This is a genomic window from Pseudomonas sp. zfem004 (assembly GCF_032621715.1).
In the GTDB taxonomy this organism is placed as follows: Bacteria; Pseudomonadota; Gammaproteobacteria; order Pseudomonadales; family Pseudomonadaceae; genus Aquipseudomonas; species Aquipseudomonas sichuanensis.
In genome coordinates this window covers 156,437-172,739 of record NZ_JAVYJF010000015.1, presented here as the reverse complement: position 1 = coordinate 172,739, position 16,303 = coordinate 156,437, and the positions used below count along the sequence as shown (strand labels likewise).

Sequence of the window (16,303 nt, the reverse complement as noted above, 5' to 3'; positions counted from 1 at the left end):
CGCCCCTAACTTCGCGACTTCAGGAGGCTGAGTGTAGGCGTCTGGAGGGCCCTGGTGCGCAGCACCCTTCGGCGCAGCCGAAGGCGCGAGATGTAGACTTGCGCAGCAAGTCGGAGGCCGCGCGGGCCCGGAGGACGCCGAAGCGAAGGGACCCCGAAGCGCAGCGTAGGGGCCGTATGATGGGAGCGAGCGGCTTTGGTTACTTTGGCCAAGACCAAAGTAACCCGCCGTAAGGGCGGAAAGGTGACTATGCGTCGACATCACAAATGAATGCGCATACAACCTCAAAACAAACAAACAACAAACACATAAACCACTAGAATCAAGAAACGCCAGAAGCCCACACTAACTTCTGGCGCTCCTCCATAAGCAACAACCTATTCCAACAACATCCCTCCATACCAACGGCATCAGACACATACCCCCAGGCTAACCCCGCCCCCCCCTCAAGGCTGCTGATACTGACTCAGGTACTTGTCCACCACCGCCGAATCCCCCTCCTGCGCCACCTGCCACAACCGCCGCTCGATCCCCTGCGCCAGCAAGTGCCCCACCGCCGCCTCGATCGCCGACAGCACGCACAACTGCGCCGGCTCGTTGGTGGTATACCCCACCTCCGCCTCCAGCAGCTTCTTGAACTCGATGAACTTGAACACCCCCGCACTGCGCCCGACCGAGTAGATGGTCTTGCTGGTCATCACATTCGCCAGCACCTGCCCCGAGCGCACATCCACCGCCCGCAGGTTCACGGTCACCTGGTCCACCCGGTACTCACGCGAGATGTCGATACCCAGATACCGCGCCCCCTCTCCACCACTGCGCACGTTGGTGTCATAGGCGATGATCCCGCCTTCGAGCATCAGGTTGGCCGCCTGCAACGGCGGCAGCTCGGCCTGGATGTTTTCCGGCACGTCGGCCTTCTTCTGCGAGGCGCGGATGATCTTGCGCTCGGTCAAAAGGTTCTGCAGCCCCTCACGCTCCAGCACCACGAACCAGCCACTGGCATTGAGCGCGTCCATCAGCATGCTCGCGGCACCCTGGGTGACACTGGTGGAGAACGAACTGGCCGGGGTCGGCTTGTACTGCCCGGTCTGGTCGCGGAAGCCATACACCACCGCCATCAACCGCCCGCGTGGGCGCGGCATGTTGACCAGGTCGTAGTAGGTCGAGGCCCGCGGGGTCAGGGTCGGGGTGTCGGAATCCTGTTCGGCCGGCATCGGCTCGCGCAGGCCGCAGCCTTGCAGGCCAGACAGGGCGGTGATCAACAGCAGCGTGCTCAGCAGACGTTTCATGGTTGTGCTCTCCCCACAATAAAGACCCGTCCCTCTCAGGGGTTCAGGCCGCTCACCTGGATGATCGAAACTTCGCCAGTGGCACGGTCGGTGACCTTGATGCTCAAGGCCCCGGCGTTGTCGATGACATCGATCAGGAAGGCATCGGTGGACATGCTGCCGGTGTTGCCATTGCTGATGTTGTCCAGCAACTGGCCAAGCAGGCGTGATTCCAGCTGGTTGGTGAAGCGCTCCAGTGCCGAGGTGCCGGTGAAGGCACTGGTGCGCTCCTTCAGGTCCGGATCGTCGTAGTCGTTCTGCGCCTGGGCGTTGTTGAGCAGCCAAGTGCCGTTCAACGGGTTGCCACCGAAGGCCGGGTTGACCGGGGTGTACACCAGTTCCGTGGCCAGCGCCTGGCAACCGATGCCGGCGGCCAGCAGGCAGGCAGCGACGCGTTGCGTTGTGTACTTGCTCATAGCTCGTCCCTCTCCAGATCGGTGGTGTCCTGCAGCAGCCGTTGCAATTTGCGCTGGACAATCTGCTGCCTGACCAGGTCGGCGGCCTCTTTGGCCTCTTCGGTGAGTTGCGTGGTGTTGGGTGGCAGGAAGCGCCGGTACACCACTTCGCGTTCGAACTCCACGGTCACCAGGCTGCCCCAGCGGGCATCCGGGCGTTCGCGCACCACCAGGTTGAAATCCAGGCGGCTGGTGGCGCGCAGGCGGTCGGCGAAGTAGTAGTAAAAGTCGTGGCCGATGTGCGAGATGGTGTTGTCGACGATGAAGCCCTTCATCTCGTCCTCTTCGTTGGCCCATGCCGGCGCCTGCAGCAGCGCCAGGCACAGGCCGAGCATCAGCAGCGCGCGGCTCATGGCGCATCTCCCTGGCCGGCATGCTGACGGGCGCCAGCGGCGCTTTCGGCAAAGGCCTGCTCGGCGACGAACTGCCAGTCGCTGTAGTGCTCCAGCCCTTCGAAGGCACTCCACAGCGCATCGAAACCACTGCGTTTGAGGGGCATGGCCTCGGAGCGGCTGTACACCCCGGTGATGCGCCCGTCGACGGCGCGCATCAGGCCCCACTCCTCGCCCCCACCGACCGGGTCGGGGTAGAGCCTGCGGATATGCCGCTGCGCTGCCGGGAAGCGATTGTCTTCGAGCAGGTCGGCCAGCTCCTGCGGGTACTGGGCCAGCCCCGGCGAGGCACGGTAGTAGCTGCGCAGCGCCTGGGCGTACTGCCCGCCCACCCACAGCAACTGGCGCTCGCGTTCGCGCTGCGCACTGGTGGCCCACAGGGTGCCGGTGGCGGCCAGGGCAATGCTGCTGACGGCAATCAGCAACAGCACGCCCAGGTAGGTGAAGCCGGCTTCACCATTCGGCATAGAGGCTGCCATCGCGCGCCCTCCCTGTGGCCCCGCTCTTGATATCCGCCACCCCGCCGGCCACCCCTTCGGGCGGCGGCACCAGCTGCCAGCTGTCGCGGCGTTCGCTGATCGGGTCCAGCGGGGTGTTGCGCAGGTAACGCTGTTCCACCAGTTGCTCGAGCGAATCGGGGTATTGCCCGGTATCGCCGTAGTAGTGGTCCAGGGCCTCGCGCAGTACCGCCAGGCTCTGGCGCAGGGTGGCCTCGCGCGAGGCGTCGAGGCTGTTGAAATAGCGCGGCATGGCAATGGTCATCAGGGTGGCGATGATCGCCATCACCACCAGCAGTTCGATCAGGGTGAAGCCTTTGCTGGGTTTCATCGGCGTCACCATTGCCCGTAGGGGATGTTGTTGAGGCCTTTGCCGCGGGCCTTGGAGTACACATCGAAGACGTCCTGGCCTTCCCGGGGGTTGTCCGCGCTGCTGTCGTAGGCACGCAGGCCCCAGGCGCCGTTGTCGTCGGCCTTGGCCGCCTGCAGCGGGTCGTGCGGGATGCGCCGCAGGAAGTAGAACTTGGCGCCCTTGGCACTGCGCACATCGCGCACGCCTTCCACCAGCACCTGCAGGTTCGGTGGGTAGCCGCTGCCGTCCAGGCGCTTCTCGATGTAGCCGGCGTCGAAGGCGCGCTTGTAGGCGTCGATGGCGTCGCGGATCTGGTACAGCGCCTCGCGCAGTTGCTGCTCCTTGCCACGCCGTACCATGGTTTCGGCCAATGGCGCGGCCATGCTGGCGAGCAGCCCGAGCAGCGCCAGGGTCAGCACCACCTCGATCAGGCTGAAGCCCTGCTGGCGGCGTTTCATGGCCGTGGCACCACGCGGGCGGGGGCCGGGACCACGGCCATCTGGCCCTGGGCGGCGGGTTCGGCATCCGAGTCGGTCGGCAGCGCCTCGCTCGGTACCGGCAGCGCCATCTGGCGCACCTGCAGGCTGGACTCGGTGCCGGTGCCGAACTCCATGTCCGACGGGCTCTGGTACGGCAGGTTGCGCACGATGCGCGGGGTGATCGCCAGCACCAGCTCGGACTTGCTCATGTCGTCCTTGTTGCTGCCGAACAGCCGGCCCAGGCCGGGGATGTCGCCAAGGCCCGGGATCTTGTTGCCGCTGGCGTTGTGGTCGTTGCGCACAAGGCCCGCCAGCACCTGGGTTTCGCCGTCGTGCAGGCGCAGGCTGGTCTGGGCGTTGCGGGTGTCGACCTGGACCGGGATGGTGCCCTGGCGGGTAGCCTCCAGCGGGGTGGCGTTGCTCACCTCCAGCGCCACCTTGATCGCCACCTCGTTGTTCAGGTGCACGGTGGGCTGCACTTCAAGCTTCAGGCCCACATCGAGGTAGGTGACGCTCTCGGTGATTACCGGCCCCTGGGTGGACGGCACCGAGGTGGCGCTGATGATCGGTACCCGCTGGCCGATGTGGATGCGCGCCTGCTCGCGGTTACTGACCCGGATCACTGGGCTTGCCAGGGTGTTGATGTCCTTGTCCTGGGCGTTGATCTTGGCCTGCGGCGCCGGCGAGATGCTGATGCGGCTGGAGTCGATGCCCTTGAGCTGGTCGAGCACGCTGACCGGCTTGCCGTCGTTGCTCAGCACACCAAAGGTGTTCGGCCATTGCAGGCCAAGGTCGAGGATGCGCGAGGTGGCCACTTCCATCACCTCCACTTCCAGCACCACTTCCGGGTTGGACTGATCCTGCGACTGCAGCAGTTTTTCGGCCATGCGGATGGCATCCGAGGTGTCACGCATGGTCAGGGTATTGAGGCGTTCGTCGACGAACACGTCGCGGGTCTTGAGCATGGTCTTGACCATGTTCAGCGCGGTGTTGGCATCGATGCTGGTGAGGTAGAAGGTGCGCATCACCAGTTCCTGGTAGTCCTTGGTCTTCTGCGGCGAGTCGGGGTAAATCAGCAAGGTGTTGTCGTTGACGATCTTCTGGCGCAGCTGGTTCTGCTCCAGCAGCAGGGCCACGGCATCCTCGATGCGCACGTCGCGCACGAAGATGGTGGCCTTCATGCCCGGCGGCAGGTCCTTGTCGAAGATGAAGTTGATCCCGGCTACCTGGGCCAGCACCTCGAAGATGGTCTTCAGGTTGGCGTCGCGGAACTCCAGGGTGACCGGGCGCTCCAGCTTGCTGCGCAGCTGCGGGTAAGGCGTGGCGGTGCGCGCCTGGACGTTCTCGATGTCGCTGCGCAGGGTCATGCCCTTCTGGTTCTGCGGGTCCAGGCGCAGCACTTCGCGCATGTAGCGCTCGGCGCCGAACAGGTCGCCCTGGCGCAGCGCGGCCTGGCCCAGGGCCACGCGCTCGTCGAGGGTGCGGATCAGCTCCAGCTGGCGGATGCCTTCCTGGGCGCGGCGGTTGTTCGGCTCGATGGTCAGCACCCGGCCATAGCCCATGCGGGCACCGGCGAAGTCGTGGCGGATGCGGTCGCTGTCGGCCTGGGTCAGCAGTGCCTCGACCGCCGCCTGGCGGCCATGGGCCAGGGCGATGTTCAGCTCGGTGTCGCGCGGGTCATCGCGCAGGGCTTCTTCCAGGCGGGCGATGCCGGCCTCGTACTGGCCCTCTTTCATCAGCTCGGCGCTGTCCTTGCGTACACCGCTTGAGCCACATCCAGCGATGGCCACGCACAGGGCCAGCAACATGAACGGAGCAGGCTTGCACAACTTCGAAGGCTTCATGGTGCGCTCCCGACAGACAGGGTCTGTGACTGGTGCAGTGGCAGGTAGACAAGGCTCAGCTCGGTGGCCGAGACCCGGTCGAGGCGGTAGGTGTCTTCGATCACGTCGCCCTGGCGCACGACGTAGAGTTTCTCGCCGTTCTGCAGGAACACCTGCAGGTCGTCGCGGTCACCCAGCCGGCCGACGAACTCGAACGGCAGCTCCGGGGCGGTGGGGGCCACCACCACGGGGGCGGCGACCACGGGTTGTTCGGTGACGGTGGCCAGGGTTTGCGGGGCGGTCCATTGCTGGCTGGGGAACAGGTCGCGCGAGGGCTTGATGGCCTCATCGCGGGGCAAGCCCGCTCCCACGTCTACAACTGTGGGGGCTTCGTGGGAACGGGCTTGCCCCGCGATGGTCTGCACACCTTCTTCCTGGCCGAACCAATGCCCCGGCGCCCACGCCAGTGCCGCGCTCAAGCCCAGAAACCCAGCCCACATCAACGCACGCTGAATGTTCATCACGACCTCGACAGGTAAAGGGTCATGCGGACCCGGCCGTTGAGTTCACGGTCGCCGATACGCTTGCGTTGCAGCTCCAGGTCTTCCAGCACCACGGTCGGCAGCTGGGCCAGCAGCGCCTTGAGGAAGCCACGGATCTGCGGGTAGCTGCCGCGCACCGGCAGGACGATCTGGTAGCGCGCCAGCTGGGTTTTCGGGTCCACACCCAGGGCGTATTCACCGCGTGCCAGGCTGATGCGTTCGGCGCTGGCCAGGTGGTACAGGCGCTCGATCAGCTCACTGGCCTGGGGCTGGCCAGGCAGTTGCTGACGCAGGTCGTCGAGCACCTGTTGTTCGGGCTTGGCCTGCACTTTCAGCTCGCCACGCTCCAGGCGTTTGACCTGGACGCTGGCATCGGCCTCGCTGGCGCGCAGTTCACGCACCACCTGCCACTGTGGCAGCACACCCGCCAGGGCCACCGCCAACGCCAGCACGGCCACCAGTACCGCCGCGATGCCGACCCGGCCCAGGCGCAGCGCCGCTTCGTGAAGGATCAGGCTAGGGACGCGCATGGCCGGTCTCCCAGGTGGCAGTGAGGTTGAAACGCACCGGGTGCTCGGCCTGCCCCGCCACCACTTCGTGGTTGAGCAACGACACATCACTGAGCTCGGCGCTGCGCTCCAGGCGCTGGTGGTACTGCAGCATGGCTTCGAGGTTGCGGGCCTCGGCGCTGATGCGCACCTGGCCCTTGCGCGCGTCGGGGGTGAGAGTGAGCAGCGCCACGTCTTCCTGGGGCATGGCTTCGAGCATGGCGAACAGCTGCTGCCAGGGCCGTTGCAGTTGCTGCGAAACGCTGCGCATCTGCGCCAGGCGCTCGGCCTGTTCGCGGATCACCGCGCTGCTCTGCGGTGCGGCAGTGGCCGGGCGGCGGCCGAGCTTGAGCTCCAGCTGGTGCACGCGGGCCTCCAGGTCGGCCTGTTCGCCCACCAACTGCTGCTGGGCCAGTACCAGTACCGCCAGCACGGCGCCGGCCAGGGCCAGCAGCGACCAGGCCAGCGGGCCACTGTGGCGGGGTTGGAATTCCAGTTCGAGGCGGCGCATGTCAGGCCACCGCCCGCCACATGGCGCACAGCGGGTCGGCCTCGCCGGCCACCGTGCACAGCTGCACCGCGGCGAGGGTCGAGGCCACCTGGCGCCCCGGCGCATGCAGGTACACCCGCGGGGGTTGCGCGCCATACAGCTCGCAGGTGCGCTCGATCAGCGCCTGCAAGGCCTGGTCGGTGTCGGCGCAGCCTTGCGCCAGCACCTGTTGCCAGGCACCGTCGGCGGCCAGCAGCAGCACGCTGCGGCGCGGCTCGGCAAGGACGAACAGGAAGTCGCCCTGGGCCAGCTGCGCCGAGCAGCGGTTGTAGGCGGCCATCAGGTACGGCTGCACCGAGCGCAGGCTCAGGCGGTAGTCCCGGCCAAGGTCCTGCAGGCCTTGCAGCAGCGCCTCGGGCAGCGCCGTGGCAATCCGCGCGGCACCGGCAGGCTCCGGCGACAGCACGATGCGCCAGTCATCCAGCACCTGGCCGTAGAGGTTCTCGAAGCACGCCCGGGCGTAGGCGTCCAGCTCGCGCGGGCTGCCGATGGCGGCGCTCCAGGGCACCAGGCAGAAGCGGCTGAAACGGGCCGACAGCAACACCCGCAGCGGCGCACTGCGCACCTGGTGTTCGGCCAGCAGCTCGCCGAGCGCATGCAGCGCGGCGGCCCAGGCCGGCTGCGCGGCGTCACAGCTAAAACCACGGCTGCCCAGCCAGGGCTGTTGCTTACCGTGCCAGCAACCCAGGCCGACACCTTCAGCGCCGAGCACGGCGCAATACCGATCAGCTGATGAATGTGACACGGTTGATCTCCTCGAGGGTGGTGCGGCCGGTGCGGACCAGGTCCAGGGCCGAGGCGCGCAACAGGCGCAGGCCGCGCTGGCAGGCTAGCTGCTTGATCTGCGAGAGCGGGCGGCGTTCGACGATCAGCTGGCGCAGGTCGTCGTCCAGGTGCAGCAATTCAGCAATGGCGCTGCGCCCGCGGTAGCCACTGCCGCGGCACTGGCCACAGCCCTGGGCGCGCACGAACTGCCAGCCGGCCACGCCTTCACGGCTCAGCCCGGAGGCAGCGAGCAATTCGTCGTCGGCCTCGCAGGGCACCGCGCAGTGGGTGCAGGCCAGGCGCACCAGGCGCTGGGCCAGCACGGCGTTGAGCGCCGAGACGAAGCTGTAGGGGTCGACCTGCATCTGGCTGAAGCGGCCGATCACGTCGAACACGTTGTTGGCGTGGATGGTGGTGAACACCAGGTGGCCGGTGAGCGCCGACTGCACGGCGATCTGCGCGGTGTCCGGGTCGCGGATCTCGCCCACCAGGATCTTGTCCGGGTCGTGGCGCAGGATCGAGCGCAGGCCGCGGGCGAAGGTCAGGCCTTTCTTCTCGTTGACCGGGATCTGCAGCACCCCTGGCAGCTGGTACTCGACCGGGTCTTCGATGGTGATGATCTTGTCCACGCCATGGTTGATCTCGCTGAGCATGGCGTACAGCGTGGTGGTCTTGCCGCTGCCGGTGGGGCCGGTGACCAGGATCATCCCGTAGGGCTCGGCGGCCAGCCGGCGCAGGGCGCGCAGGGTGTGCTCCTCGAAGCCCAGGGCCTGCAACTGCACGCCGCTGACCTTGTCGGACAGGTCCTGTTTGTCGAGCACCCGCAGCACCGCGTCCTCACCGAAGATGCTCGGCATGATCGACACCCGGAAGTCGATCTGCCGCTCGCCGATGGCCACCTTGAAGCGGCCGTCCTGGGGCACGCGCTTCTCGCCGATGTCCAGCTCGGCCATCACCTTGATGCGCGAGATCACCTGCTCGGCGAAGGCATTGCCACTGGCCTTGCCGGCGCCGTTGAGCACGCCGTCGATGCGGTACTTGATGGTCAGCCCTTGGCCGGTCATGCCCAGGTGAATGTCGCTGGCATGCTGCTTGAGGGCATCGTAGAGGGTCGAGTTGACCAGCTTGACCACCCGGCTCTGGTCCTCGCTGATGCTGGTCAGCGACAGCCGCTGCAGGGTGTCGGCCTCGCTGCCGACCTCGACCTCGTGCTCGAGCGAATCGACGGCGTGGAAGCTCTCTTCGTGGCGGGCGAGGAAGGCGGCCAGGTCGGCGGCATGCACCAGGTACAGCGGCGCACCCTGCAGGCAGTCATCGATCCAGGCCAGGCGGGCACTGTCGAAGGGGTCGGCGAATACACCGATCGACTCGCCCTGGTGTTCGACCAGGGCGAATTCGCGTTTCAGGCACTGGGCCAGGCTGACCCGCTGGAAAGCCGGGGTGCAGGCGAACAGCGCCTGGGTGCCCAGCAGTGGGTAATGCAGGGTGGTGGCCAGGCGTTGGGTGAAGGTGGCGGGGGTATCGCCGGCCAGGCGCTCCAGGCAGGCCAGCAGGCGCTCTTCGCCGGACTGGGTGCGGGCCTGGGCCAGCAGCTCGCGTGGGTAAGCGCCCGTGGGAGCGGGCTTGCCCCGCGATTGCGCCAGCGAATCTGAATCGAATGCCTGGGACATGGCCTGCAACTCCGCTCAGGGGCGGCGCTGCAGGCGGGTGGGCCTTGGGCGCCGCTATTCCCCGGTCAGCAGTTGCTCGTCGTCAGGTTCAGGGGGCCTGACGCCATTACGTCGGCGATCGGCCAGCACCCAGCTGCCATCGTACAACTGCAGGGGGAACGCATCGTTCCTGTTCTGGCGTCGTTCGACGAACCCCTCGGCGGGAGAATCCGTGGCCCTGCGCTGGCGCTCGATGCCCATCAGGTCGAAGATCGCGCGGGCCAGTTCCATCAGTGGGAACGGCTTGAACAGCACATGGCTCACACCCAGTTCGGCGGCCCGCTCACGCACCTCGACGGTGGGGTGGGCGGTGATCAACACGAAGTGGCATTGCCTGTGGCTGCGCACGGTCTGCAGAACCTGAAACCCCTCCATGTCGGGCAAGCGGTAATCCAGCACAATCACATCCGGCGCCAGCTTCTCGGCCTGTTCGATACCACTGGTACCGTCATGGGCGAGGTGGACCTCCAGGCCTTGCGCCTGCAAATACGCCTGCAGGTTCTGCGCAAGGGTCTGTTCGTCATCGACTACCAATACTCTGTTCACCAAGGTCCACTCCCATGAACTGCCCGGTTTCCCGGTCTGCGAAGTGCGGCCTTGTAGAGGCTTGAGCAGGCTTCGTGCCAGGCATGAAGGGCTGTTGCGCGAATCTAGTAAAGCATTGATTTTGTTGAATATCTTTCACATCGTCCGGGCGTGCGTGCAGCCGCTTCCCCACAACCGGGGACGCTGATGGCACATTGCCTTGCGGGGTTCCCCCACTAGTGGGGAATTGCCCGTCACGGCCTCAGTCGGGGCGCTCCACTGTAGCGGATTCGCGCAAACGTTGGCGCACCGATTGCCGCGCCTGGGCCTGCAATTGCGCGACGAGCGCGTCCCTGGCCAGGCGTTGGCCCTGTTCGGGTAAGACAGACGTATTATCACTTTGGTTCTGCATTCCTTGCAGCATGTGCCGATTGGCCTGATGGAAGGCCGCGACTTCGGCTGCGGTGGGTTCCTCGACTGCGGTCAACTGGGCGAACGCCAGCTGCGCGGCCAGTTCATGTCGAGTGTAGTCAGCGAAGCCAGGGCGATCGAAGCCGGCCTCCTGCAGGCGCCGCTCGAACAGCGCCGGGCTGCCGAAGGCCGCCTCGAGCCCGGCAATGTGCGCGTCGACCTGCTGGTCGTCGATGACGATGCCCAGGCGCCCCGCTTCCTGCCACAGCAGTTCCTTGTCGATCAGCTCGTCCAGCGCCTGCTCGCGCAGGCGCTGGTACAGGTTGGGGTTGCGGATGCTGGCCACCGCCCGGCCCTGGGCAACCAGGTATTCGCTGAAGTAACGCTCCAGGCGCAGCACACCGATCTCCACGCCATTGACCCGCGCCGCCGGCGCATCGGCCTGGCTGGTCGAGGCCAGCAGCATGAGCAGCCACATCATCACAACGCGCATGGCAACCTCCGTTCAAGGGGTGTCTGGTACGGCGCGATACGCCGCCACTTCTTCGAAGCCTGGGCCCGGCAGGCTTACCGCCACCACATGGGCGCCGGCCAGGCCTTGGCGCCGCCCCGGGCCGAAGCCCAATGCCGGGGTCAGGCCGGTGGTCACGCCGTGCAGTTGCTCCAGGGCGTTCACCAGTTGCTCGCGGCTGGCATCGCGGCCCACCTGCCTGAGCGCTTCGACCAGCAGCCGCCAGGCGCACAGGGTGTTGACCTGCAGCGCGGTCTGGCGCGCATCCAGGCCCTGTCGTTGCTGCACGCCCGCCAAGGTCGCGCGGCCCTCGGCGGTCCAGTCGCCGGGGACGAAGGGATAGGCCAGCAACAGCCGTTGCGACCATTGCGCCGGCAGGCCCGGCAGGCTGCCGGCCACCTGGGCCGAGGCGGCCAGCAGATAGGGCTGGCGGCCTTGGGCCTGCAGCGCGGCGGCCAACTCGGTAAAGCCCTGGGCGCGACCGAGGTAGAGGATGCCCTCGCCCGCCACCGCCTGGCCGGCGAAGGCCTGTACCGGAGGTAGCTGCAAGCCCAGCTGGCTCAGGCGTTGCTGCAGGGCTGCAGCGGCAGCGGCCTGATCGTCGCCGGCATACACCACCTGCAGCGCATCGGGCGCCAGGCCCAGGGCCGCGTGGGCATGCAGCGCCACGCTGAGCAACTGCTCGGGCAGGCCGGGCAACGGGTCGAATACCTGCGCGCTGCCGCCATCGCGTGGCGTTGCGCCGATCAGCGGCACGCCGCCCTGCGCCAGCGCGCGGCTGTCGAGCCAGGGCGCCAGCGGTGCGATCAGGGCGAACACCCGCTCTTGTACCAGCAGTGTGTCCAGCGCCCTGGAAGTGCCGGCTGCGTCAAAGCCGGGATCGGCCGTGATCAATTGCAGGCGCCGGCCATGCAGGCCGCCCTGCTCGTTGAGCTGCGCGATGCCATCCTCCAGCACCGCCCGCACCACCCGCCCGGCCTCGGCCAGGGGCCCGCTCTGCGGCAGCAGGGTGCCCAGGCGCAGGACGCCCTCCTCCACGCCCGGGTCGCGTTCATCGCCCAGGCGCTTGAGGTAGGCGGTGAGGTTGCGCTGGTCGGCCAGGCTCAGTTCGAAGCGCGGCATGGCCGGGTCCAGGCGATTGCCGGCCGGGTCGATGCCGGTGCGGATCACCCGCGCCAGGCTGGCGTCGCTGTAGGCCGGGTAACGTCGGCTGTTGGTTTCGCGCTCGCCCTGCGCCAGGGCCAGGCGCTGCCAGTCCAGGCTGGGCGGGCGCACGCCGCCCTCGGCGCGGCCGCGACCATCGTTGCCGTGGCAACTGGCGCAGGGCAGCACGCTGGCCGGCACGCTGATGTCGCTGGCGCCGACTCGGGCCTGCAACTGGGCGTCGCTGCTGGAAATGCCTTCGCGGTACAGGCGTTTGCCGGCTTGTTCGTGTTCGCTGAGGTCCAGGGCCAGGGTTGGGGTGCACAGGGCCAAGGCAAGCCACAGGCAGGCGCTCGCCAGACGTCCCCCATCGCGGGGCAAGCCCGCTCCCACGCCCCACCTATCGTGGGAGCGGGCTTGCCCCGCGATGGGCGGCGTCTGGCGGCCCATGACGTTCACCGCCCCGCCAGCGGTTGCACCAGCAGCTGCATGCGCTGGGCGATGGCGGCGGGTGGTGCATCGGGGCGGATCTTGCTCCAGCGCTTGCCGGCCACGTCGCCGGCGATCAACTGCGTGGAGTGCTGCTCGGGGCTGGGCAGGAACTGCCCCAGGCGCCCCAGCACCAGGTCGACGCTGGCCTTGTCACCGGTGAGAAACAGCCAGTTCGGCCCGTCCACGCCCTGCTTCTCGGCAAAGGCCTTGAGCACTTGCGGGGTGTCGTTGAGCGGGTCGCTGCTGACCGAAACGAAGGTCACCTGCCCCGCCAGCTCAGGCCCCATGGCCTCGCGCACTTCGCGCAGCTTGCGGGTGATCAGCGGGCAGGCGTCGTTGCAGTGGGTGAAGATCACGTTGAGCATCACCACCTTGTCCTTCAATACATCGCTGTAGAAGCGCAGCTCGCGGCCGTTCTGGTCTTTGAGCAGGGTGTCGGTGAACCAGGTCTGCGCATCACGGGTGCCGCCACCGCTCGCCATGGCCTGCGGTGCCGGCTGCGGCGCCGGCGCATGGCCCTCGTGGGCGAACGCCACCGAGGCGAGGATCCACAGGCAGGCCCCCAGCACCACCCAGTCGAAGCCGCGCATGCTGGCGCGGCGCGTGCTCAGGCTGCTCATGGCTGCACCTCTTTGCCGGCGATTGCCGTGCTCTTGGCATGTACCCGCCGTGCGCTCAGGCGGTTGACCTCGGTGATCAGCACGTTGGGGTCGGTGAAGCCGTAGAAGCGCGTCCAGTGCCCGCTGCGCCCGTCACCCACCAGGATCAGTGGTGGGTGCTCACTGAGATTGGCGCTGAAACTGCCCAGCCCCTTGAGTGTCTCGGTGATGGCGTAGGGTGACCCGGTCAACCAGCTCCAGCCCGGGCCGCGCTGGAACGCCTTGGCGTAGTCGGCCAGGCGTTTGGCGTCGTCGCGCTGAGGGTCGACGCTGATCGACACCAGGCGGATCTCCTCGCCCACCCGCCCGCCCAGCTGCTGCTGGACCTTGCCCATGATCGACGAGACCACCGGGCATACCGTGGTGCAGCTGGTGTAGATGAAGCCCATCACCACCAGGTGGTCGCCCACCAGGTCCTTTTCCAGGCGCACCGGCATGCCGTTCTGGTCCAGCAGCGCGACATCGGCAAAGCGCACGCTGGCTTTTTCCTGGTGGGCGGCGGGCGGTGCCTGGGGTGCGCCGCCGTGATCATGGCCGGCGTGGGCCAGGGCCAGGTCGCTGGCCAGCAGCAGGCTCAGGGCAAAGAGTTTTCCGGCATCGACAGGGTTCATCGCAGACTCCTGGGTTCCCCTTGGGAAGCGGTAGGCGCCGTGGCGGCCGGCAGCACGCGCAGGCTGGTGTAGTTGTCTTCGGCAAACTTGCGCCCCAGGCTGGGCGACTGCACATGCAGGTACCAGGCGCCGGCTTCGGCCAGCTCCAGGGAGGCCTGGTAGACGCCCTCGCCCACTTCGGTCAGCGGCAGGCTGCGCGGCAGCGACGACGGCGCGAGGAAGTAGCGCAGGCTCAGGTCGCGCAGGCCCGGGCGTGGCTTGCCGTCCTCGCCGAGGATGCGCACCTGGGCCACGAACGGGCTGTTCTGCAGCAACGGCTGTTCGGTGCCTAGGAACTCGGCGTGCACCACCTTGCGCAAGCCGGCGTCCGGCAAGGCCGCCACCTCGGTGCTGAAGCAGTGGATGATCTGCGGCTGGTTGAGCAGGAAGGCCACATCGAAAGTGCCGGCCGCCGGCAACTTGACCGTGGAGCCGTATACCCCCGGCGCCACCTCGCGCAGGCTGCGGTCGATGACGATGGCCGCGCGGGCCTGGTGGCCGCGGTTGTTGTAGCCCGACATCGGCGCGTTCATGCCTTCGGCGTAGAAGTAGGTGGTGTTGTCCACCGGGTTGACCACGAACACCGAATTGTCGTCGCGCGACACGCTCACCCCCTGGGCCAGCGGCAGGTCGCCGGCCTGGCGCGGCGCGGCGGGGCCGGCCTCGAAGCCCTGGACGATCGGCGTGCGGCCCTGGCCGAGGCTGGCCAGGTTGATCATGCTGACTTTCGGCGAGGCCAGGCCGCGCACGTAGGCATAGCCCTTGGTGAAGGTCAGCTGGTAGGGCTCAGCGGCCACCGGGATGCGGTGGATCAACTGGTCGTTGCTGGCGTCGATCACCAGCGCCTGGTTCTCCAGGGTATTGAGCACCACGCCGAAACGCCCGTCGCTGCTGAAGCGCATCGGCCCCAGCCCCGGTTCGGCCTGGACCGTGTGGCGCACATGGTGGCTGCGTGCGTCGATCACCCGCACCGTGCCCTCCTGGCCATCGACCACGTACACCGCCTGGGACAGCGCCGAGTAGGCCACCGACAGCGGGTGCGGGCCCACCTTGAGGGTTTGCACCAGGCGCATGGCGGCGGTATCGATCACGCTCAGGGTGCCGCCGTCGCGGTTGCTGACGAAGGCGTAGCGCGAGTCGGCGCTGAAGGCGATCTCGTGGTGGCCGGAGCCGGTGATGAAGGTCTTGAGCATGGTGCGGCTGGGCACGTCGATCACCGTCACGCCGCCCTTGTCCGGATCGCTGCTGTTGTTGCCCACCCACAGCAGGCGCTGGTCGGGCTGCAGGGCCACGCGCAGGGGCTGTTCGCCGGCATCGAGGGTGGCCACGCGGCGGAAGGTTTCGGTGTCGATCAAGGCCACCTGGTTGCGTTCGGGCATGGACACGAACACCTGGCGGTCATCGCGGGTGGCGACCCAGTCCATGGGCCGGCCCGGCAGGTCGATGCGCGCCAGGGTGCTGGTCACCCCGCCCACCGACACCGTCGGGTCGATCACCGTGAGGCTGGCGTCCTTGTTCAGCACCAGCAGGAAGTAGCTGTTGAGGTCCAGCAATGGCCGGGCGCCGATGCTGCTCTTGAGGAACAACGCCACCCGCGCCTTGCAGCTGCTGTCGCGGTCGCCCACCGGCGCCGACTGCGCCGGGTCCAGCCAGGCCCCCGGGGCCATCCCCGACAGCGGTTGGCCGCTGGCCTGGTCACTGACCTTGAAGCGGATACTGGCGAAGTCGCCTTCGCGCAACTCGGCGCCGGCCAATGGCCGCGCCTCGAACTCCACTGTCACCCCGTCGCGGCTGAGGCGGTGCAGGGCTTGCGGGTCGGTGGGCTGCTGCAGCAGCTCGCGCGGGTCGCACCAGAGTTTTTCGTAGGCGACGCCCAGACCGATCAGTGCCCAGCCCAGCACAAGCCCCATGTAGGCGGGGCGCAGTTTGCGGTTCATGGGCAGGTACCCTTGTCGACCAAGAGGCAGGCGTGCACGCACGGGGCTATGACGGAAAGCGGGGTAACCATGCTGCACCTCCAGGTAAGACAAGGGTCTGCGGAGGCTTTAGCAAGCGCTATGCCAGGAATAATTTTGTTATTTATCAGCTAGTTGGGATGACAACCCGAGAGGATTGGGGAGGTTGCCCCAAGCTGATTCCCCGAAGCCGGGGCCGGGTGCCGGCCCCGGAGTGGTCAGTGGGCAAGGCCCAGTTCGGCGTCATCGAGCAGCGCCTTGGCCAGGGCGCTCAGGTAATGCGCCGCCCAGACCATACGCGGGTCTTGATCCATCACCCCGACCAGGGTCAGGTGGCGGACGCAGTCCAGCAGTTCGCTGGCTTGATCGCGGGCGTGTTGACAAGGGATGCCGGGCTCGATGCGGAACAGGGGTTGGCGGTTGCTGCCTTCGCCCTGGGTGAAGGTGGTTTTGGCGACGGTGGTATGGGAGGTGTCTGTAGGCATGGGGATCTCCTTGAAACGCGACACAACCG

19 protein-coding genes are annotated in these 16,303 nt (G+C 67.3%); all 19 read right to left on the bottom strand.

Going from position 1 to position 16,303, the window contains the following annotated elements; genetic code table 11:
- Positions 1 to 446: 446 nt before the first annotated feature.
- The 19 genes from RTH46_RS17515 to RTH46_RS17425 all read right to left on the bottom strand — a co-directional run bounded on the left by RTH46_RS17515 (position 447) and on the right by RTH46_RS17425 (position 16,274).
- Positions 447 to 1,292 (bottom strand): CsgG/HfaB family protein, encoded by an 846-nt coding sequence (locus tag RTH46_RS17515; protein ID WP_153788498.1) that lies wholly within the window; start codon positions 1,290 to 1,292, stop codon positions 447 to 449.
- Between the two features lie 35 nt (positions 1,293 to 1,327).
- Entirely contained in the window at positions 1,328 to 1,747 is a 420-nt protein-coding gene (locus RTH46_RS17510) for a curli assembly protein CsgF (protein WP_153788499.1), read from the bottom strand.
- Positions 1,744 to 2,139: a curli production assembly/transport protein CsgE gene (gene csgE, locus RTH46_RS17505; RefSeq protein ID WP_153788500.1), complete on the bottom strand. Its 396-nt coding sequence runs from the start codon at positions 2,137 to 2,139 to the stop codon at positions 1,744 to 1,746. Before csgE ends, RTH46_RS17510 begins: the two co-directional genes overlap by 4 nt.
- Positions 2,136 to 2,657 (bottom strand): type II secretion system protein, encoded by a 522-nt coding sequence (locus RTH46_RS17500; protein ID WP_316906221.1) that lies wholly within the window; start codon positions 2,655 to 2,657, stop codon positions 2,136 to 2,138. The genes csgE and RTH46_RS17500 overlap by 4 nt, the downstream gene beginning before the upstream one ends.
- Positions 2,632 to 3,006 (bottom strand): type II secretion system protein, encoded by a 375-nt coding sequence (locus tag RTH46_RS17495; protein WP_153788502.1) that lies wholly within the window; start codon positions 3,004 to 3,006, stop codon positions 2,632 to 2,634. The genes RTH46_RS17500 and RTH46_RS17495 overlap by 26 nt, the downstream gene beginning before the upstream one ends.
- 5 nt (positions 3,007 to 3,011) lie before the next feature.
- Positions 3,012 to 3,485, bottom strand: coding sequence for a type II secretion system protein (locus tag RTH46_RS17490; protein WP_153788503.1), 474 nt, complete (start codon positions 3,483 to 3,485; stop codon positions 3,012 to 3,014).
- Positions 3,482 to 5,350: a secretin N-terminal domain-containing protein gene (locus RTH46_RS17485; RefSeq protein WP_153788504.1), complete on the bottom strand. Its 1,869-nt coding sequence runs from the start codon at positions 5,348 to 5,350 to the stop codon at positions 3,482 to 3,484. The genes RTH46_RS17490 and RTH46_RS17485 overlap by 4 nt, the downstream gene beginning before the upstream one ends.
- Positions 5,347 to 5,850, bottom strand: a complete 504-nt coding sequence (locus RTH46_RS17480) for a hypothetical protein (protein ID WP_316906220.1) — start codon at positions 5,848 to 5,850, stop codon at positions 5,347 to 5,349. Before RTH46_RS17480 ends, RTH46_RS17485 begins: the two co-directional genes overlap by 4 nt.
- Positions 5,850 to 6,401, bottom strand: coding sequence for a type 4a pilus biogenesis protein PilO (pilO, locus tag RTH46_RS17475; RefSeq protein ID WP_153788506.1), 552 nt, complete (start codon positions 6,399 to 6,401; stop codon positions 5,850 to 5,852). The genes RTH46_RS17480 and pilO overlap by 1 nt, the downstream gene beginning before the upstream one ends.
- Complete coding sequence (locus RTH46_RS17470) at positions 6,388 to 6,930, bottom strand: PilN domain-containing protein (protein ID WP_316906219.1); 543 nt, start codon at positions 6,928 to 6,930, stop codon at positions 6,388 to 6,390. Before RTH46_RS17470 ends, pilO begins: the two co-directional genes overlap by 14 nt.
- Position 6,931: 1 nt before the next feature.
- Entirely contained in the window at positions 6,932 to 7,714 is a 783-nt protein-coding gene (locus tag RTH46_RS17465; RefSeq protein ID WP_316906218.1) for a hypothetical protein, read from the bottom strand.
- Positions 7,695 to 9,404, bottom strand: a complete 1,710-nt coding sequence (locus RTH46_RS17460) for a GspE/PulE family protein (protein WP_316906217.1) — start codon at positions 9,402 to 9,404, stop codon at positions 7,695 to 7,697. The genes RTH46_RS17465 and RTH46_RS17460 overlap by 20 nt, the downstream gene beginning before the upstream one ends.
- A gap of 54 nt (positions 9,405 to 9,458) precedes the next feature.
- Complete coding sequence (locus tag RTH46_RS17455) at positions 9,459 to 9,992, bottom strand: response regulator (protein ID WP_178125869.1); 534 nt, start codon at positions 9,990 to 9,992, stop codon at positions 9,459 to 9,461.
- Positions 9,993 to 10,230: 238 nt separating this feature from the next.
- Positions 10,231 to 10,872 (bottom strand): SurA N-terminal domain-containing protein, encoded by a 642-nt coding sequence (locus RTH46_RS17450; RefSeq protein WP_316906216.1) that lies wholly within the window; start codon positions 10,870 to 10,872, stop codon positions 10,231 to 10,233.
- 12 nt (positions 10,873 to 10,884) lie between these two features.
- Positions 10,885 to 12,366 carry an ABC transporter substrate-binding protein gene (locus RTH46_RS17445; protein WP_316906215.1) on the bottom strand — a complete coding sequence of 494 codons (1,482 nt, stop codon included), beginning with the start codon at positions 12,364 to 12,366 and terminating at the stop codon, positions 10,885 to 10,887.
- Between the two features lie 122 nt (positions 12,367 to 12,488).
- A complete protein-coding gene (locus RTH46_RS17440) occupies positions 12,489 to 13,145 on the bottom strand; it encodes an SCO family protein (protein WP_316906214.1) in 657 nt (218 codons plus the stop codon).
- Positions 13,142 to 13,795 (bottom strand): SCO family protein, encoded by a 654-nt coding sequence (locus tag RTH46_RS17435; RefSeq protein WP_125464458.1) that lies wholly within the window; start codon positions 13,793 to 13,795, stop codon positions 13,142 to 13,144. The genes RTH46_RS17440 and RTH46_RS17435 overlap by 4 nt, the downstream gene beginning before the upstream one ends.
- Positions 13,792 to 15,771 (bottom strand): cytochrome D1 domain-containing protein, encoded by a 1,980-nt coding sequence (locus RTH46_RS17430; protein ID WP_316906213.1) that lies wholly within the window; start codon positions 15,769 to 15,771, stop codon positions 13,792 to 13,794. Before RTH46_RS17430 ends, RTH46_RS17435 begins: the two co-directional genes overlap by 4 nt.
- Before the next feature lie 236 nt (positions 15,772 to 16,007).
- Positions 16,008 to 16,274 (bottom strand): DUF3077 domain-containing protein, encoded by a 267-nt coding sequence (locus tag RTH46_RS17425; RefSeq protein WP_316906212.1) that lies wholly within the window; start codon positions 16,272 to 16,274, stop codon positions 16,008 to 16,010.
- Between the last annotated feature and the right edge of the window lie 29 nt (positions 16,275 to 16,303).

Bases quoted from the DNA above. Each gene is read 5' to 3' on its own strand.
- RTH46_RS17510 (WP_153788499.1), bottom strand. From the start codon at position 1,747: ATGAGCAAGTACACAACGCAACGCGTCGCTGCCTGCCTGCTGGCCGCC.
- RTH46_RS17430 (WP_316906213.1), bottom strand. From the start codon at position 15,771: ATGAACCGCAAACTGCGCCCCGCCTACATGGGGCTTGTGCTGGGCTGG.
- RTH46_RS17485 (WP_153788504.1), bottom strand. From the start codon at position 5,350: ATGAAGCCTTCGAAGTTGTGCAAGCCTGCTCCGTTCATGTTGCTGGCC.
- RTH46_RS17515 (WP_153788498.1), bottom strand. From the start codon at position 1,292: ATGAAACGTCTGCTGAGCACGCTGCTGTTGATCACCGCCCTGTCTGGC.
- RTH46_RS17460 (WP_316906217.1), bottom strand. From the start codon at position 9,404: ATGTCCCAGGCATTCGATTCAGATTCGCTGGCGCAATCGCGGGGCAAG.
- RTH46_RS17480 (WP_316906220.1), bottom strand. From the start codon at position 5,850: ATGAACATTCAGCGTGCGTTGATGTGGGCTGGGTTTCTGGGCTTGAGC.
- RTH46_RS17425 (WP_316906212.1), bottom strand. From the start codon at position 16,274: ATGCCTACAGACACCTCCCATACCACCGTCGCCAAAACCACCTTCACC.
- pilO (WP_153788506.1), bottom strand. From the start codon at position 6,401: ATGCGCGTCCCTAGCCTGATCCTTCACGAAGCGGCGCTGCGCCTGGGC.
- RTH46_RS17470 (WP_316906219.1), bottom strand. From the start codon at position 6,930: ATGCGCCGCCTCGAACTGGAATTCCAACCCCGCCACAGTGGCCCGCTG.
- RTH46_RS17500 (WP_316906221.1), bottom strand. From the start codon at position 2,657: ATGGCAGCCTCTATGCCGAATGGTGAAGCCGGCTTCACCTACCTGGGC.
- RTH46_RS17440 (WP_316906214.1), bottom strand. From the start codon at position 13,145: ATGAGCAGCCTGAGCACGCGCCGCGCCAGCATGCGCGGCTTCGACTGG.
- RTH46_RS17450 (WP_316906216.1), bottom strand. From the start codon at position 10,872: ATGCGCGTTGTGATGATGTGGCTGCTCATGCTGCTGGCCTCGACCAGC.
- RTH46_RS17490 (WP_153788503.1), bottom strand. From the start codon at position 3,485: ATGAAACGCCGCCAGCAGGGCTTCAGCCTGATCGAGGTGGTGCTGACC.
- csgE (WP_153788500.1), bottom strand. From the start codon at position 2,139: ATGAGCCGCGCGCTGCTGATGCTCGGCCTGTGCCTGGCGCTGCTGCAG.
- RTH46_RS17435 (WP_125464458.1), bottom strand. From the start codon at position 13,795: ATGAACCCTGTCGATGCCGGAAAACTCTTTGCCCTGAGCCTGCTGCTG.
- RTH46_RS17495 (WP_153788502.1), bottom strand. From the start codon at position 3,006: ATGAAACCCAGCAAAGGCTTCACCCTGATCGAACTGCTGGTGGTGATG.